Annotated in this window: 13 protein-coding genes; 9 read left to right on the top strand and 4 right to left on the bottom strand. The window is 45.5% G+C overall.

Annotated elements, in window-relative coordinates; genetic code table 11:
• Positions 1-43 precede the first annotated feature (43 nt).
• From prpF to RJD38_RS16900, 3 genes are all read left to right on the top strand, one after another.
• The gene (gene prpF / locus RJD38_RS16890) at positions 44-1216 is read left to right on the top strand and encodes a 2-methylaconitate cis-trans isomerase PrpF (protein WP_197497820.1); all 1173 of its coding nucleotides are present in this window, start codon (positions 44-46) and stop codon (positions 1214-1216) included.
• 144 nt (positions 1217-1360) lie between these two features.
• Complete coding sequence (locus RJD38_RS16895; protein WP_065546667.1) at positions 1361-3238, top strand: propionyl-CoA synthetase; 1878 nt, start codon at positions 1361-1363, stop codon at positions 3236-3238.
• A 151-nt stretch (positions 3239-3389) separates the two neighbouring features.
• A complete protein-coding gene (locus RJD38_RS16900; protein ID WP_065546668.1) occupies positions 3390-3857 on the top strand; it encodes an ASCH domain-containing protein in 468 nt (155 codons plus the stop codon).
• 167 nt (positions 3858-4024) lie between these two features.
• Here the strand turns inward: RJD38_RS16900 and RJD38_RS16905 are convergent, their stop codons facing one another.
• Entirely contained in the window at positions 4025-5356 is a 1332-nt protein-coding gene (locus tag RJD38_RS16905) for a tetratricopeptide repeat protein (protein ID WP_065546669.1), read from the bottom strand.
• A 331-nt stretch (positions 5357-5687) separates the two neighbouring features.
• Between RJD38_RS16905 and RJD38_RS16910 the strand changes: the two genes are divergently transcribed.
• From RJD38_RS16910 to RJD38_RS16920, 3 genes are all read left to right on the top strand, one after another.
• The gene (locus tag RJD38_RS16910; protein WP_005596436.1) at positions 5688-5903 is read left to right on the top strand and encodes a VF530 family DNA-binding protein; all 216 of its coding nucleotides are present in this window, start codon (positions 5688-5690) and stop codon (positions 5901-5903) included.
• 903 nt (positions 5904-6806) lie between these two features.
• Positions 6807-7949 carry an efflux RND transporter periplasmic adaptor subunit gene (locus RJD38_RS16915; RefSeq protein WP_005596437.1) on the top strand — a complete coding sequence of 381 codons (1143 nt, stop codon included), beginning with the start codon at positions 6807-6809 and terminating at the stop codon, positions 7947-7949.
• 12 nt (positions 7950-7961) lie between these two features.
• The gene (locus RJD38_RS16920) at positions 7962-11114 is read left to right on the top strand and encodes an efflux RND transporter permease subunit (RefSeq protein ID WP_005596439.1); all 3153 of its coding nucleotides are present in this window, start codon (positions 7962-7964) and stop codon (positions 11112-11114) included.
• Between the two features lie 70 nt (positions 11115-11184).
• Here RJD38_RS16920 and RJD38_RS16925 read toward each other — a convergent pair whose 3' ends face one another.
• The 3 genes from RJD38_RS16925 to RJD38_RS16935 all read right to left on the bottom strand — a co-directional run bounded on the left by RJD38_RS16925 (position 11185) and on the right by RJD38_RS16935 (position 13364).
• On the bottom strand, positions 11185-11616 hold the full coding sequence (locus RJD38_RS16925; RefSeq protein WP_083163757.1) for a GNAT family N-acetyltransferase: 432 nt from the start codon (positions 11614-11616) through the stop codon (positions 11185-11187).
• A gap of 278 nt (positions 11617-11894) precedes the next feature.
• Positions 11895-12467, bottom strand: a complete 573-nt coding sequence (locus tag RJD38_RS16930) for an AcfA family outer membrane beta-barrel protein (RefSeq protein ID WP_065546671.1) — start codon at positions 12465-12467, stop codon at positions 11895-11897.
• A gap of 237 nt (positions 12468-12704) precedes the next feature.
• Positions 12705-13364 carry a CatA-like O-acetyltransferase gene (locus RJD38_RS16935; protein WP_065546672.1) on the bottom strand — a complete coding sequence of 220 codons (660 nt, stop codon included), beginning with the start codon at positions 13362-13364 and terminating at the stop codon, positions 12705-12707.
• Positions 13365-13626: 262 nt separating this feature from the next.
• Between RJD38_RS16935 and RJD38_RS16940 the strand changes: the two genes are divergently transcribed.
• From RJD38_RS16940 to RJD38_RS16950, 3 genes are all read left to right on the top strand, one after another.
• Positions 13627-14217 (top strand): outer membrane beta-barrel protein, encoded by a 591-nt coding sequence (locus RJD38_RS16940; RefSeq protein WP_065546673.1) that lies wholly within the window; start codon positions 13627-13629, stop codon positions 14215-14217.
• 188 nt (positions 14218-14405) lie between these two features.
• Positions 14406-14735 (top strand): zinc ribbon domain-containing protein YjdM, encoded by a 330-nt coding sequence (locus RJD38_RS16945; RefSeq protein ID WP_005596445.1) that lies wholly within the window; start codon positions 14406-14408, stop codon positions 14733-14735.
• A 95-nt stretch (positions 14736-14830) separates the two neighbouring features.
• The gene (locus RJD38_RS16950) at positions 14831-15490 is read left to right on the top strand and encodes a Bax inhibitor-1 family protein (protein ID WP_174269652.1); all 660 of its coding nucleotides are present in this window, start codon (positions 14831-14833) and stop codon (positions 15488-15490) included.
• Positions 15491-15507 lie beyond the last annotated feature (17 nt).

The raw sequence follows: 15507 nt of genomic DNA on the forward strand, positions 1-15507 counted from the left end.
AGCAAGCCACAACGAAGAGCGTCAGTGTGAACATTCCACCGCAATGCAAATGAAAGTACCTGCGACTTACATGCGGGGCGGCACCAGCAAAGGGGTGTTCTTTCGCCTCAATGATCTGCCGCCTGCGGCGCAGGTCGCGGGTGAGGCGCGTGACCAATTATTTCTGCGCGTGATTGGCAGTCCTGATGCTTATGGTAAGCAGATTGATGGTATGGGCGGAGCTACCTCCAGCACCAGTAAATCGGTGATTGTCAGCCAAAGTACGCGTGCTGATCATGATGTTGATTACTTATTTGGTCAGGTTTCGATTGATCAACCGTTCGTCGATTGGAGTGGTAACTGCGGTAATCTTTCTGCCGCTGTCGGCCCGTTCGCGATCCACGCTGGGCTAGTCGATGCCAAGCGTCTGCCGCGTAACGGCATCGCAGAGGTGCGTATCTGGCAGGCCAATATCAGCAAAACCATCGTGGTACATGTGCCGATGCTCAATGGGCAAGTACAAGAGTGCGGCGACTTTATGCTAGATGGGGTCACTTTCCCTGCCGCTGAAATCCAAGTTGATTTTGTCGAACCAGCGGATGGTTCTGGACTGCTATTTCCGACTGGCAACTTGGTTGATGATCTTGAAGTTCCGGGAGTTGGCAACTTTAACGCAACCTTAATCAGCGCCGGCATACCTACGATTTTTATTGATGCGCACTCGCTTGGCTATCAAGGCACAGAGCTGCAAGAGACGATTAACTCTGATCAGCAAGCGCTGGCTAAGTTTGAAAAAATTCGAGCCTATGGCGCGCTCAAAATGGGCTTAATCAGTGATATTGAACAAGCTACAAGTTGCCAACACACCCCCAAGATCGCTTTTGTTTCTGAAGCCAAAGAGAGCCTTTCTTCCAGTGGTAATGTCATTGCTCGCGATGAGGTAGATTTACTGGTTCGCGCTTTGTCGATGGGCAAACTGCATCACGCCATGATGGGTACGGCAGCGGTGGCGATTGCATCCGCGGCGTGTGTCCCCGGAACGCTGGTCAACCTTGCGGCGGGCGGAGGTGTGCGCTCGGCGGTGACCTTTGGTCACCCATCTGGAACCCTAAAGGTGGGGGCGCAGGCGAGTCAAACGGACAATGAGTGGCAGATAGAGAAAGTCACCATGAGTCGCAGTGCGCGAGTCTTAATGGAAGGGATGGTGCGAGTTCCGTTCGATCCCATCCTCGTTTAAAGCAAAGATAAACTCAGTGAGTCGCTTTATTCAAGGACGATACATTCGCATTTCTCGCAAAGGCCGTTACCAACACAACGACATTCCAACCTCATTGCGTTGTGCTGGTATAAGTCGAAACGAAGACATACTGGAGGAAGCACTATGTCGGCATACCAAGAACAATATCAGTGGGCGCAACAGCACCCAGAGCAGTTTTGGCAGCAACAAGCGCACAATATTGATTGGTTTCAAGCACCACAAACCATTCTAGCTAAGGATCAAAATGGTATCGAACGTTGGTTCCCTGATGGACTAATGAATACCTGCTGGTTAGCGCTCGATACTCATTGTGATCAGGGGCGAGGTGAGCAAACCGCGCTGATTTATGATTCCCCGGTAACGGGCGTTAAGCAGCGTTATAGTTATGTTGAAATGCGCGATCAAGTCGCGGTCGTTGCCGGCATGTTAGCCGCGCAAGGAGTGGGCAAAGGTGATCGGGTGGTGATTTATATGCCGATGATCCCAGAAGCGGTAATGGCAATGCTGGCATGTGCACGAGTGGGAGCCATTCACTCTGTAGTGTTTGGCGGCTTCGCGCCCAGTGAGTTAGCGGTGCGAATTGAAGATGCTGAACCCAAAGTGATCATGACCGCCTCGTGTGGCGTGGAAGTCAACAAGCTGATCCCATACAAACCGATGGTCGACCAAGCGATTATGGATAGTCGCTGGAAGCCGGAAAATGTCTTTGTTTTGCAAAGGCCGCAATGCCTTGCTGAGCTTAATCAAGATCGCGATATTGATTGGCTGCAAGCACAACAAAACGCCTTGCCCCATGCTTGTGTCCCCGTGTTGGCGACTGACCCGCTCTATATTCTTTATACTTCGGGCACCACGGGTAAACCGAAAGGCGTGGTACGTGATAATGGCGGTCATGCCGTTGCGATGAAATACTCGATGAGTGCCATCTACAACATGCCCCGAGATGGCGTGTTTTGGGCGGCGTCGGATGTCGGCTGGGTCGTTGGTCACTCCTATATTGTCTATGCGCCACTGATTCATGGCTGCACTACCGTGTTGTATGAAGGAAAACCGGTGCGGACGCCTGATCCGGGGGCATTTTGGCGTGTGTGCGCTGAGTATCACGTCGATGCTCTCTTCTCCGCTCCAACCGCTTTTCGCGCGATTAAGAAAGAAGATCCACAAGGGGAATATCTTAAGCTATATGACCTTTCTCATTTGAAAGCCATTTTCATGGCTGGCGAACGCCTTGACCCGCCAACCTTAGAGTGGGTGGTAAGCCGCACCGATAAGCCTGTGATTGATCATTGGTGGCAGACCGAGACTGGTTGGGCGATCGCGGCAAATTTGACGGGAATTGAAATGATGCCAGTGAAGGCAGGTTCAGCCACGATGCCTGTACCCGGTTATCAAGTGGCAATCTTAAACGAGATGGGGCAGCCGGTGGCGACCAATCAACAAGGCTTTATTGCGCTTAAACGCCCTTTGCCACCCAGCTGCTTACCGACGGTATGGCGTAACCATGATCGATTTGAAAGTGGTTACCTAAGCCAATTTCCAGATTACTACGTTTCAGGCGATGGCGGTTATCTCGATGAGGATGGCTACCTGTTTATCATGGGCCGTATTGATGATGTGATTAATGTTGCCGGTCATCGTCTATCAACCGGTGAGATGGAAGAGATTGTCGGTGGCCATCCGGCTATTGCCGAGTGCGCGGTGGTAGGTATCCATGATGAGCTTAAAGGGCAACTGCCACTTGGCTTTGTGGTACTCAAAGACGGTGTCAGCATCGATGATATAACTTTAGAGGGGGAACTTGTCAGTAAGGTGCGAGATTCGATTGGCGCAGTTGCCTGCTTTAAGCACGCTCTGGTGGTGGAGCGTTTACCGAAAACCCGTTCAGGTAAAATTCTACGCCGAACCATCCGCCAGATTGCCGATGGTGAAAGCTATACCGTGCCATCCACGATTGATGACCCCTCCAGTATTGCTGAGATAGAGCGGGTATTGCGCGTCTAATTCATCATGAAAATCAAAGTACCAAATGAAGGGCGGAGTTTTGCGACTACGTCTTTTTGTTGTTCACCTCTTTTTACATCTATGTGGCTTATCGCTCTAAGTCGTGCATGGTAGTATTGCTCGAGTTTTCAATAGCATATCAAGGAAGAGTATGACTCCGAATCAACAAGCGTTTCTTGACCAATACCTTGCTCAATTCTCGGAAGCAGAGCGCAACGACATTCCGCAGTTTTTGGCTGAGTATTTTTGTGCCGATGAATACAACGCGAATGAGTGTGCACGTTTAATCGGTCTGGGGATCAAAACCGCCTCATGCAGTTTGAAAGCTGGCTACGATATTGATGATGAGCCTTTGCCTGTGGTTGGTCGTTTAACGGTGGTGTTGGATTGGAATGCAACACCCATCTGCATTGTTAAACTGACTAGCGTTGAGATTTGCCCATTCAATCAAGTGACGGAGGCGTTTGCCCAGTCAGAAGGCGAGGGGGATGGCACCTATGCTTGGTGGCGCAAGGCACATATCGATTTCTTTAACCAATACGCTCAAGAAATCGGCGTTAGTTTTACTGAAGAGTCAGAACTGGTGTTAGAGCGGTTTGAGAAGGTTTATCCAGTTTAGCGAGATGCAACAGGGTCGTTATTGCGTTTTCTTTGGAGTGACATAAAGCTAAGAGTGAGAGTCAATGAGGGGCGATACCCCTCATTGTGATTAGTTACTTGTCCAATCTCGATGCGGATTGTTCTATATAGGCAAAGTCAAAGGCGTGTTTAAGGAATGACAATGCGTTAATGAGCTTTAGGTGCAGCCATTTCAAACTCTTTCGCCAGTAGGGCTTGCTGTGCTTTTTCATGGCCTTGTTTGGCGGCTTTTTGATACCACATCATCGCCAAATGCTTACTTTCAAAATCTTCGAGATTTGAGTGATATAGCGTACCGAGAATGTACTGGGATTCAGCATCACCTTGTTCTGCCGCCATGGTATACCACGCGATCGCTTCATCCATATCTTGCTCAATGCCTTTGCCTGCTTCTAGCATCACACCGAGATTATATTGAGCCGCTACCGAGCCCTGCTTCGCCGCTTTGACGTACCAGAAATACGCTTCTTTTTTGTTAACGGGAGTGCCTACGCCGAGTTCGTACAACGACGCTAAGCTAAATTGGGCGTCGGCATGGCCATTCTCAGCGGCATTGTGGTACCAAATGAAAGCCTTAGTCTTATTTGGCTCTGTGCCTAGACCAAAATCGTACATCATGCCAACATTATACTGTGCTTCTACATGACCTTGCTCTGCTGCCCTAAGGAACCACATGAAAGCGTCGGGTTTGTTTTCCTCAATACCAGCGCCGAAATAGAGCATCATAGCTAAATTAAACTGAGCCTCGGCGTGACCTTGTTGTGCGGCGATCAGATACCATTTTATTGCTTCGGGCTTATTTTTTTCGATGCCTTTACCGAGCTCCAACATTAACGCTACGCTGTATTGAGCTTCAAGATGGTTTTGCTCGGCAGCTTGATAGTACCAATATAGCGCCGCTCCTAAGTCTTCATTGGTACCGATGCCATAAGCAAGCATTGCCGCCATATTATATTGTGCCTCAGCGTTACCTTGCTCAGCCGCTTTGTGGTACCACTCCAGTGCTTGCTGGAGATTCTCTTCTACTCCTTGAGCAAACTCCAACATTCTCCCGACGTTAAGTTGTGCTTTGGCATGGCCTTGTTCCGCCGCTTTTAAATACCAGTGAAACGCCATAGATCGATTTTCACTAATACCATCACCGTGATAGTACATCGTCGCGAGATTGTATTGGGCACGCATGTTGCCTTGCTCTGCCGCTTGTTCCATCCACCGTGTTGCTTGTGCTTTGTCTACTGGTGTTGTTTCACCAAAGTAATACATATGACCAAGGTAATATTGAGCTTCACTGTGCCCATCTGTGGCGGCTTGGCTGAAGAGTTCGAAGGCTTTCTCTTTATTTATTGATCCGCCATTACCAAAATAGTATTGAACACCAAGGTCATAAGTTTCTTTACCTGTTTGGTGTTCTATCGCGTAATGAGTACATCCCAAAATGGGATTAATCAGCAATGTCATAGCTAGAATAAAACCTTTCATGCTCTTTTGATTAGACCTGTATGGCTGAACCGTAACGTACACAAAGACAGACGGTTATATAAATTCACGTGATCATATAGTGTGTTGAAGAGTAAGCAAAGTGTTGTTTTTATTGAAAACTATGTCGTGATCGTTGAGATTGAACACACTAAATCTTTTTGGCTATGTGCTGCTTTATGCGCTCTATACGGGTATAGAAGGATTTGCTGAATTAATTTCGATAGGGAATGATGGGTTATCTGTTAAAATCACCCAATCCAAGCAGCTACTGAGCGTAGCGCTGCCTCGTTGTGATAACGATGATCTCAATCTTGATTTAGGAAACTGCTCAATGAGCCAACAACCAAACAATCCATTACATGGCTTAAGTCTTGAAAAAATTCTGACGCGCTTAGTTGAACACTACGGTTGGAACGGACTGGACCAAAGAATTCGTATCAATTGCTTCAATAGTGATCCTTCAATTAAGTCTTCTTTGAAGTTTTTGCGTAAAACCCAATGGGCTCGCGATAAAGTTGAAGCTCTGTATATTGATACTTTCAGCTAGCGGTTTGAGGTTCTAGGTTCTTCCTTTGGCGAGAGCCTAGTGCCAGATTCTTACCTTTGGTTATTCGGCAGGCTATATTCCCCAAGGTTTTCTATATGCTCTTGTGAATTAAGGGCTGTTCTCTCTACTTCTCGCTTCTCACCTCTTATTTCTCACTTGGTTTCTTTTCGTCACGACTTTCCTATCTCATAGAGCTTAGCTTTGCATCATTGCGTAAATTTACGTAAATATGGTGCTTAAAATCGCTGTGTTATTGCAATATTTTATTTTGATGCCTAATACGATTTAAATATGCATTGTTATGCCATATTAGGTGGGTGGGGGTGGATTATATGATGTGCTTTTGCTCACAAGATTGGCTTAATGTCCACTTTATTCTGCAGCTAAATTTGTTTGTACAAATAAATCTTTTGGCGTCAATAGAATATCTGTAACGATTTCATAATTATCTTAATTACATTGGTTAATACTGCTCTCATTATCGGTATTTTTAAATTTATCTTTTTAAATCAATGTTTTGTGGTTTTGTTTTGAGTTTTTATTTAAAAATATATGGCGACTATTCTTGTTCACAGTTGCCCTCAGTATGCAAGGAAAAAATAGTGAGATAAGTATATTTAATCGTAATCATTAATTTTATTTATTCGTTTTTATCTAATGTGAATAAATTGATTAATTTATGCTTATTTGAGGTATTTTTATCTACATTGATTTTTGTATTTGTGGCATATTTAGCGCTCTTACTTACCACTTGGATAGTAAAGAGAAAATTGCACTCAAGCGTTTATTCTAATTCTTAACGACGTTCTGGATTGAATTGTGGAGTTCGGGTGTTCCTGACGATCATTTGGTTCGGTGCATCAATTTTCGCTAGAGTCGTAATGTGTTTATATTGGAGATTAAATGAACAACAAACTTAGGATTGCTTCGGCGATTGCTGCTGCCCTGTGGATTTCTGGTTGTGATATGTCATCACACGCCGCACCACAAGAAGGCGCTCAAGCTGTTCCAGTAAGCATCATCGAACTTAAGAGCCAACCTCAAGCGATTACAATGGAATTGCCAGGTCGAAGCCGTGCCTATATGGAAGCTGAAGTTCGCCCGCAGGTAAATGGTATTGTGCTTGCGCGTAGCTTTACCGAAGGTGGCTACGTTAAACAAGGCCAGTCGCTGTATCAAATTGATGATGCGACCTACAAAGCGGCCTTGATCAGTACTAAAGCTGAGCTAAAACGTGCAGAAGCGGCGTTGGCATCAACAGGCGCGACGGCAAAACGTTTTAAAGAGCTTTTAAAAACCAAAGCGATCAGCCAACAAGATTTTGACCAAGCTCAAGCGGCGTACTTAGAAGCGCAAGCGAGCGTGGCGGTAGCGAAAGCGGCAATCAATAATGCTGAGATCAATCTAGCGTACACCAAAGTTGCGGCACCGATTGCGGGTCAAATCAGCAAATCAAGCGTGACGCCTGGTGCTCTTGTGACGGCTAACCAAGGTCAAGCTCTTGCAAAAATCTCGCAACTTGATCCGATCAACATCGATATTGCGCAATCAAGTACGCAAATGCTGCGTCTAAAGCAACGTATTGCGAGCGGGCAGCTTCATCAACCAGAAACAGCAGAAGTACGTTTGATTCTGGAAGATGGCAGTGTTTACCAACACAAAGGTTCAATGAAATTTGCTGAGGTAACGGTTAACGAATCAACAGGTGCAGTCTCACTGCGTGCTGAATTCCCAAACCCTGAAAGCATGCTACTACCGGGTATGTTCGTCCGTACTATCGTCACTGTGGGTACCGATCCAACCGCGATTCTAGTACCACAAAAAGCGATCACTCGTAACCCTCGTGGTCAAGCAATCGCGATGGTTGTGGATGTAGAGAACAAGGTAGAAGCGCGCGTCGTGACGACAGCAGAAGCAATCGATCATCAATGGTTGATTACGTCTGGCCTGAAAGAAGGTGACAAAATCGTAGTGGAAGGATTACAAAAAATCCGTCCAGGCGCTGCGGTTGCACCTTCAGTAATGAGCGATGCTCAAGCAAGCTAACAGGAACTCAACATGGCTCGTTATTTCATAGATCGACCGATCTTTGCATGGGTTATTGCGATTATTATTATGTTGGCTGGTGTGCTTTCTATTAGCACGTTGCCAGTATCGCAATACCCAACGATTGCGCCACCTACTGTTGTAGTGAGTGCAAACTATCCTGGTGCTTCTGCTAAGACTGTGGAAGATTCGGTAACTCAGGTTATCGAGCAGCGTATGACTGGTCTTGACCATCTACGTTATATCTCTGCACAAAGTGATAGTTTTGGTAACGCAACAATTACGCTGACCTTTAACGCTGAAGCGGATATCGACATTGCGCAAGTTCAAGTTCAGAACAAACTGCAATTAGCGATGCCTTTATTACCTCAAGTAGTGCAAGCGCAAGGTATTAGCGTAAACAAAGCGGGTAGTGGTTTCTTGATGGTTGTCGCCTTCGTTTCTGAAGATGGCAGCATGGATAAAGCCGATATTGGCGACTACGTTGCATCAAATATTCAAGATCCAATCAGCCGCGTTGCGGGTGTGGGTGATATTCAGGTGTTTGGTGCGCAGTACGCAATGCGAATCTGGCTTGATCCGCTAAAACTGAATCAGTACAACCTGACAACCAATGATGTGATTGGCGCGATTCGTGAGCAAAATGCTCAGGTATCTGCTGGTCAACTTGGTGCGGCACCATCGGTGCAAGGTCAGCAGCTTAACGCGACGATCTCGTCTCAATCGTTACTACAAACTCCAGAAGAATTCAGTGATATCGTATTGAAATCTGACTCTACTGGTGCACAGGTTCTACTGAGCGATGTAGCGAAAGTGGAGAAAGGCGCTGAGAGCTACATGATCACGGGTCTTTACAACGGTAAAGTCGCGTCTGGTTTGGCGATTCAGCTAGCAAGTGGTGCGAACGCACTGGATACTAAAGATGCCGTTATGGAGCGTATGGATGAGCTGAAAGAGTTCTTCCCTCCGGGTCTAGAAATGGTTGTTCCTTTTGATACCACACCTTTCGTAAGCAGCTCGATTGAAGGCGTTGTGAAGACTTTGCTAGAAGCAATCGTACTGGTGTTCGTTATCATGTACCTATTCTTGCAGAACTTCCGCGCGACCCTGATCCCGATGATTGCGGTACCGGTGGTACTACTAGGTACCTTTGGTGTCTTGGCGGCGGCTGGCTTCTCAGTCAACATGCTGACGATGTTTGCAATGGTTCTGGCCATCGGTTTGCTGGTGGATGATGCCATCGTTGTGGTAGAGAACGTTGAACGTATTATGTCGGAAGAAGGCTGTACGCCTTTGGAAGCGACGCGTAAATCAATGGATCAAATCACTGGCGCATTGATTGGTATCGGTCTAACGCTGTCTGCGGTATTCGTACCAATGGCATTTATGTCGGGCTCTACCGGTGTTATTTACCGTCAGTTCTCGATTACCATCGTATCAGCAATGGCTTTGTCAGTGTTGGTGGCAATGGTTCTTACGCCTGCACTTTGTGCCACGATGCTTAAGCAGGTAGAAAAAGGTCACGCATACACTGATAAAGGCTTCTTTGGCGCATTTAACCGTTGGTTTGATCGCTGGACGAATCGCTATGAGTCAGGTGTCGCAAGCATCATTAAACGTACTGGTCGTATGTTTATGATTTTCCTTGCGATCACGATTGGTACTGGTTTCTTATTCCTACGTATGCCAACCGCATTCTTACCGGATGAAGACCAAGGCGTTATGTTTGCGCAAGCAATCCTACCGGCGAATGCATCTCAAGAAAGCACCCTAAAAGTGCTGGATAAGATGGAAACATACCTCAATACGGATGAAGCTGAAGCGGTTGAATCAGTCTTTACCGTTGCAGGCTTTAGTTTTGCTGGTATGGGTCAAAACATGGGTATGGCGTTCATCAACCTAAAACCATGGGATGAGCGTACCGAGCCAGGTACCGACGTACAATCTGTTGCTAATCGTGCAATGGGTGCTTTCATGCAGATCAAAGAAGCGATGGTATTTGCCTTCGTTCCGCCTGCAGTAATGGAGCTAGGTACGGCAGGTGGTTTTGACTTCTACCTACAAGATCGTAGCGGCAATGGCCATGACGCATTGATTGCGGCTCGTAACCAACTGCTGGGTATGGCAGGACAAGATCCAAATCTAGTGGGTGTCCGCCCGAACGGTCAAGAAGAAGCTCCGATCTACCAGTTACATATCGACCATACAAAACTACGAGCGTTGAATCTGAACATTTCAGAAGTGAACTCGGTATTGGCGTCGGCATGGGGTGGTTCATACGTAAATGACTTTATCGACCGTGGCCGCATCAAGAAAGTGATGTTGCAAGGTGAAGCTCAATACCGCATGCAACCAGATGATCTGGACAAATGGTTCGTACGCAACAGTAAAGGTGAAATGGTGCCATTCTCGGCATTTGCAACCGGTAGCTGGGAATATGGTCCACCACGTCTAGAGCGCTTCAACGGTATGCCAGCGGTGAACATTCAAGGTGCGCCAGTACAAGGCTACAGTACAGGTGCGGCAATGGCTGACATCGAAAACATGCTGACCAAACTGCCACCGGGCTATGGCATTGAATGGAACGGTCTTTCTTATGAAGAACGTCTATCTGGTAACCAAGCGCCAGCACTATACGCACTGTCTATCCTAGTGGTATTCCTCGTATTGGCTGCGCTGTATGAAAGCTGGTCGGTACCAATCGCCGTTATTCTGGTTGTGCCATTAGGTGTAGTTGGTGCGATTGTTGCGATGAACTTACGCGGTTTGCCAAACGACGTATTCTTCCAGGTTGGTCTATTGACGACCGTTGGTCTTGCAACGAAGAACGCGATTCTTATCGTCGAATTTGCCAAAGAGTACTACGAAAAAGGCGCAAGCCTGAGAGATGCGACACTGCACGCAGTTCGTGTACGTCTTCGTCCTATCCTAATGACTTCATTGGCATTTGGTTTAGGTGTTGTGCCTCTAGCAATCAGCTCTGGTGTTGGTTCTGGCGCGCAAAACGCAATCGGTACTGGTGTACTAGGTGGCATGGTGGGTTCAACCTTCCTAGGCATCTTCTTCGTACCACTATTCTTTGTCGTAGTAGAACGCATGTTCAGTAAACGTGAGCGTGAAGAGCATCGCCAAAGTAAACTTTCAGCAGAGACAAACGAAGCGTAATATTCGCGATATTTGTTGATAGCAAAATAGAAAGGGTCGACTTAGTCGACCCTTTTTTATATTAATACCATCAATTCGCTTTTGTCATGCGGACAAATTGCAGATCCTGAGAGGTGATGTCAAAGCCCAGTCTGGTGTACAGCTCTCCTACACGATTCCCTTGCAAATACACAAGTTTAGTCGGTAATCCTAGTTGCTTTGCCTCTTCAATGACATTTTTAAGAATCACGCTGCCGATCCCTTTACCTTGCATTTCTGGAAGTAAAAAGAAGCGGCCAAAGTAGATATGATCATCATGACGCTGTACTAAGTAGCTGCCGACGCGTTGATTATTCACTTCAATAATGGTTGGTTTTACTTCATCCCATTCTTGCTGATGAATTTCTTTTTGGATTGTTTCGTCCCAGCCGAATACCGCTTTTATCGGCAGATATTCCGCTGCTTTTTTAAGTTCAAATAGAAACTCAAAATCATCTGCTTGAGCGATTCGCGAAGTGAACATGATACTACTCCATTGTTATATTTATATTCTACCGCGGAGTCTATTTTCAAGAAATCGTGGGTGTTAGAGTCGGGGCGCTATAGTAATCATATCGAGTTTAAAATGCGGAGTGATTTAACCTAGGAAATACCATAGGGTAAGATTTTACGGGAGTGAAAGTGCAAATGGGATCGCCACTACTCAAAAAAACAATAGAGCCCCTAAGAAATTAAGGCTGCTCTATTATTTATTGAGATTATTTTATGATATTTCTCTGTGATGATTAGAATCAGTGAGGATTAGAAGTCGTACTGACCACCCAATGTCATCATGCTCATGTTTGAGAAGCTGTCGGCTTGGTACTTGAAGTTAGCACTTATCGATACATTGTCGGTTAGGTGATATTCAATGCCAATCACGCCAACCATACCCAGCTCATTGCTCTGTTTGGAGGCATGGAGGGGATCTGCACCTGCTTTGGTGGCAGAAAGCTGATATTGCGTATAGGTCGCCCCTGCTTTCATTTTTAAGCTCCAATCGCGGCTATTAGTCAGTGATAGGGCATAGACGGGCATTAACGAAAACTGTTTAGCCTCTAATGACACATCCCACAGATTGTTGCTATCAGACTCATGGTAGTGATAATTTTTTTGATAGCCCATTTCAAGTGCGAAATTATTATCAAAGTGATAGCCAGCCAATAATGCGATAAAGCCATCGGTTGAATCAGGGCTGAGTTTTTGCTCGGTAGCCAGATCATACACGGTGATGTCGTGATGGGGCATCGCACGGCCCACTTCCAAACCAATATAAGGCGAAGCAAACGCGGGCAATGCGCAAGCAAGCAGTGGGGACAAACAATATTTATTCATAGAATCAATCCAGTAACTGAAGCGCCGTATTCTATGGGTTGCGATTGAATTAGTTAACTAGTGAGCGCTGCATATTTGCGCGGTTGAATGTCAGAAAATTCTCACGCGCTCATTGAGTTAGTCAAAGGATTGATGATGGTCAGGTTCGCATACCGATGTTCGGATATTATCGATTGACTGACATCGTGGTGAGTTGGGCGAGTTGAGTCATTCGCCCAAGCAAGAAAGCAAACTGACTTAGTTCATATCGAGCAGCGTCGGCTCATCAAAGAGTTGTTGCAGTGTTTGGAGAAATTGCCCTACGTGCAAGCCATCCATCAAGCCGTGGTGCACTTCAACCGATAATGGCATACGCCATTGTTCGCCTTGCTGCACCAACTTGCCAAAGGCCATCTTCGGTACACTATCAGGAAAATTGACATCTCTCGCGTGGCTCATGCTAGTAAAATCTATCCATGGCAACACGGTTAAATGAACCGTATTTTGCTTCATTTCCTGACCAATGAACTGCTCCAAGATAAATGGTGTGTTTTTAATGCGAGCCTCGGCTTCCGTTGCGCGAACGGTAAAATCAGCGAAATCGATTTGATAATCTAAATCGCAAAAACGCACCGTATCATCGTTGGCCAGCAGCGCGACGCTAACACACATAGGCGAGTAAATACGCACTTCATCATTCACTAGGCGATAAGCCATTGGTTCACATTTATTTAGCGCTTGCTGGGTGAGATAAAGATAAGCATGTAAGAAGCGATGATTGTGCTGCTTACAATATTGGTATAGCGCAGAGACATCGATATTGGAACAGATGTTATACCAAGGATGGCTAAAGCCTTGATAGAATTTGAAGTGTTCGGCACGCGCCCATTGGCTGACATCCAGCACTCGATACGCCATGTGATTTCCCTATGAGTTTCAATGATTTTAACCGCGCAAATTGTAGTGATTGTGGTGGGAGAAGAGAACTTAAATTTAGTGGATATTTTGTTAGAAATAGTGTGATTCAATTATATCGTCCATCAAGTGGTCAAGGATGTGAACTAGTACTAATGATTGAATGGAAACTCATTAAACACGACTATTAGTTTAAATGAACCTTTATGTGTGTAGTATGATATGAGTGTGATCATTTTTCATATTAGACAAGGAGTTAAGTTAAATGAGAAAGCTACCATTAGCCCTCGCGGTATTGGCTTCACTTTCAGCACCATTGAGTTATGCGCAGACTAACGATCAAGTGACACAATCTAAAAATCAATTTTATGCAGGTGTTGACCTTGAGTTCGCCGGTTCTGCTAAAGCGAGTTTGGGCAATGCTAAGATTGAAGATAACAGTGACATTGGTTTTAGCGTTGTTGGTGGCTATGAATTTAGCGCTCACAAACAAGTAAAGCCAAGCTTGGAGTTGGAATATCGAAACTTTGGGAACACTTCTTATTCAACGCTATCAGTGGATGCAAATGCGTTTTTTGTTAATGCCAAAGCTAAGCTGTTTGTACTGTATGATTTCGGTAACGTTTATTTGGCGCCGATGATTGGTGTTGGCATTGTTAATCTAGATGTTAAAGAAAGTTCGCTAAATATGAGTGAATCTGAGTCTGAAAGTGCGTTTCAAGCGGGTATTGAGATTGGTACACGTCTCGCTAACAATATTGATTTGAACTTAGGCTATAAAGCGGCTTATACAGAGATTGATGCTGTTGATATCACCCTCGATGGTTTCTATATTGGTGCTCGCTACGCGTTTTAGTAATGCCGTAATCGTTGTATCTGTTTATTCCCGCATTAGCGGGAATTTTTCGTTATAGGGGCAGAATCTCCTCGGTTTTATTTAGACAATAATTCGCAATAGAAGTGGTGGCACATTGCACAATCCCCTCGCTAAGACGTATCAGAGCCATTACCATGTGTAATAAGTTTATTGATTGAAGGTGTGTTATGTCTTTTCCTGCTTGTCCAAATTGTCAGTCTGAGTTTGTTTATCAAGATCAAAACAATCTTGTGTGTCCGGAATGTGCGCATGAGTGGAACCCTGATGAGGTCGAAGAAGGCTTAAATATCAAAGATGTGAATGGCACTTTGTTATCTGAAGGCGACAAAGTCACGTTGGCCAAAGATCTCAAGGTCAAAGGCAGTTCGTTGGTACTGAAGATTGGTACTAAAGCGATAATTAAACGTATTGTTGAAGGCAAAGATCATCAACTGGATTGTAAAGTGGATGGGGCAGGCGAAATGATGGTGACAGCGAAGTTTGTCAAAAAAGCATAGTGAATTTTGGTCACTATTTTCCTGTTACCTATAGGAATGGAAATATAGCTGACAAGAGTCGTGGCAATATAAATCAAATGTAAGGAAGTGAGGACATAATGGAAGATAACGTATTTGAGCGCGGTTTTACTGGCGAACCTGAGATTAGTGCACGCCTTTATAATTTGGCGATTGGCGCTGTATTGTGTTGGGGGTTTTGGATCAACTGGTTAATGGTATCAGCCATTCCCGTCGAGGTGATTGCGTCGATCAATCCTTGGGTCTTTTTCATTGGCTATTTTGCTAGCTGTTTTATCGGTATTTATCTCTTTCGGTCGTCATCGAATCCGTTAGTCAGCTTTCTAGGCTATAACTTCGTGGTGGTGCCTTTTGGCCTGATCATTAATATGGTGGTCTCCCAATACGATCCCGCATTGGTGTTATCGGCAATTCAAGTGACCGGGCTTGTTACTGGGGTGATGATGATACTTGGCACTCTATTCCCGAATTTCTTCGCTAAGATCGCTGGTGCATTGACCATCGCGCTGCTCGCCGTGATTGTGGTTGAGCTGTTTCAAATCTTCGTTTTGGGCATTCATCAAGCGTGGATAGATTGGGCTGTTGCGGTAATTTTCTGTGGTTACATCGGTTATGACTGGGGTCGCGCAAATCAGATCCCAAAAACCTTAGATAACGCTGTCGATAGTGCTGCGGCGCTTTACATGGACATCATCAACTTGTTCCTACGTATTCTGCGCATTATGGGACGTAAATAGTCTCTTATTTACGTATT

Source organism: Vibrio scophthalmi, assembly GCF_040869025.1.
Classification (GTDB): Bacteria; Pseudomonadota; Gammaproteobacteria; order Enterobacterales; family Vibrionaceae; genus Vibrio; species Vibrio scophthalmi.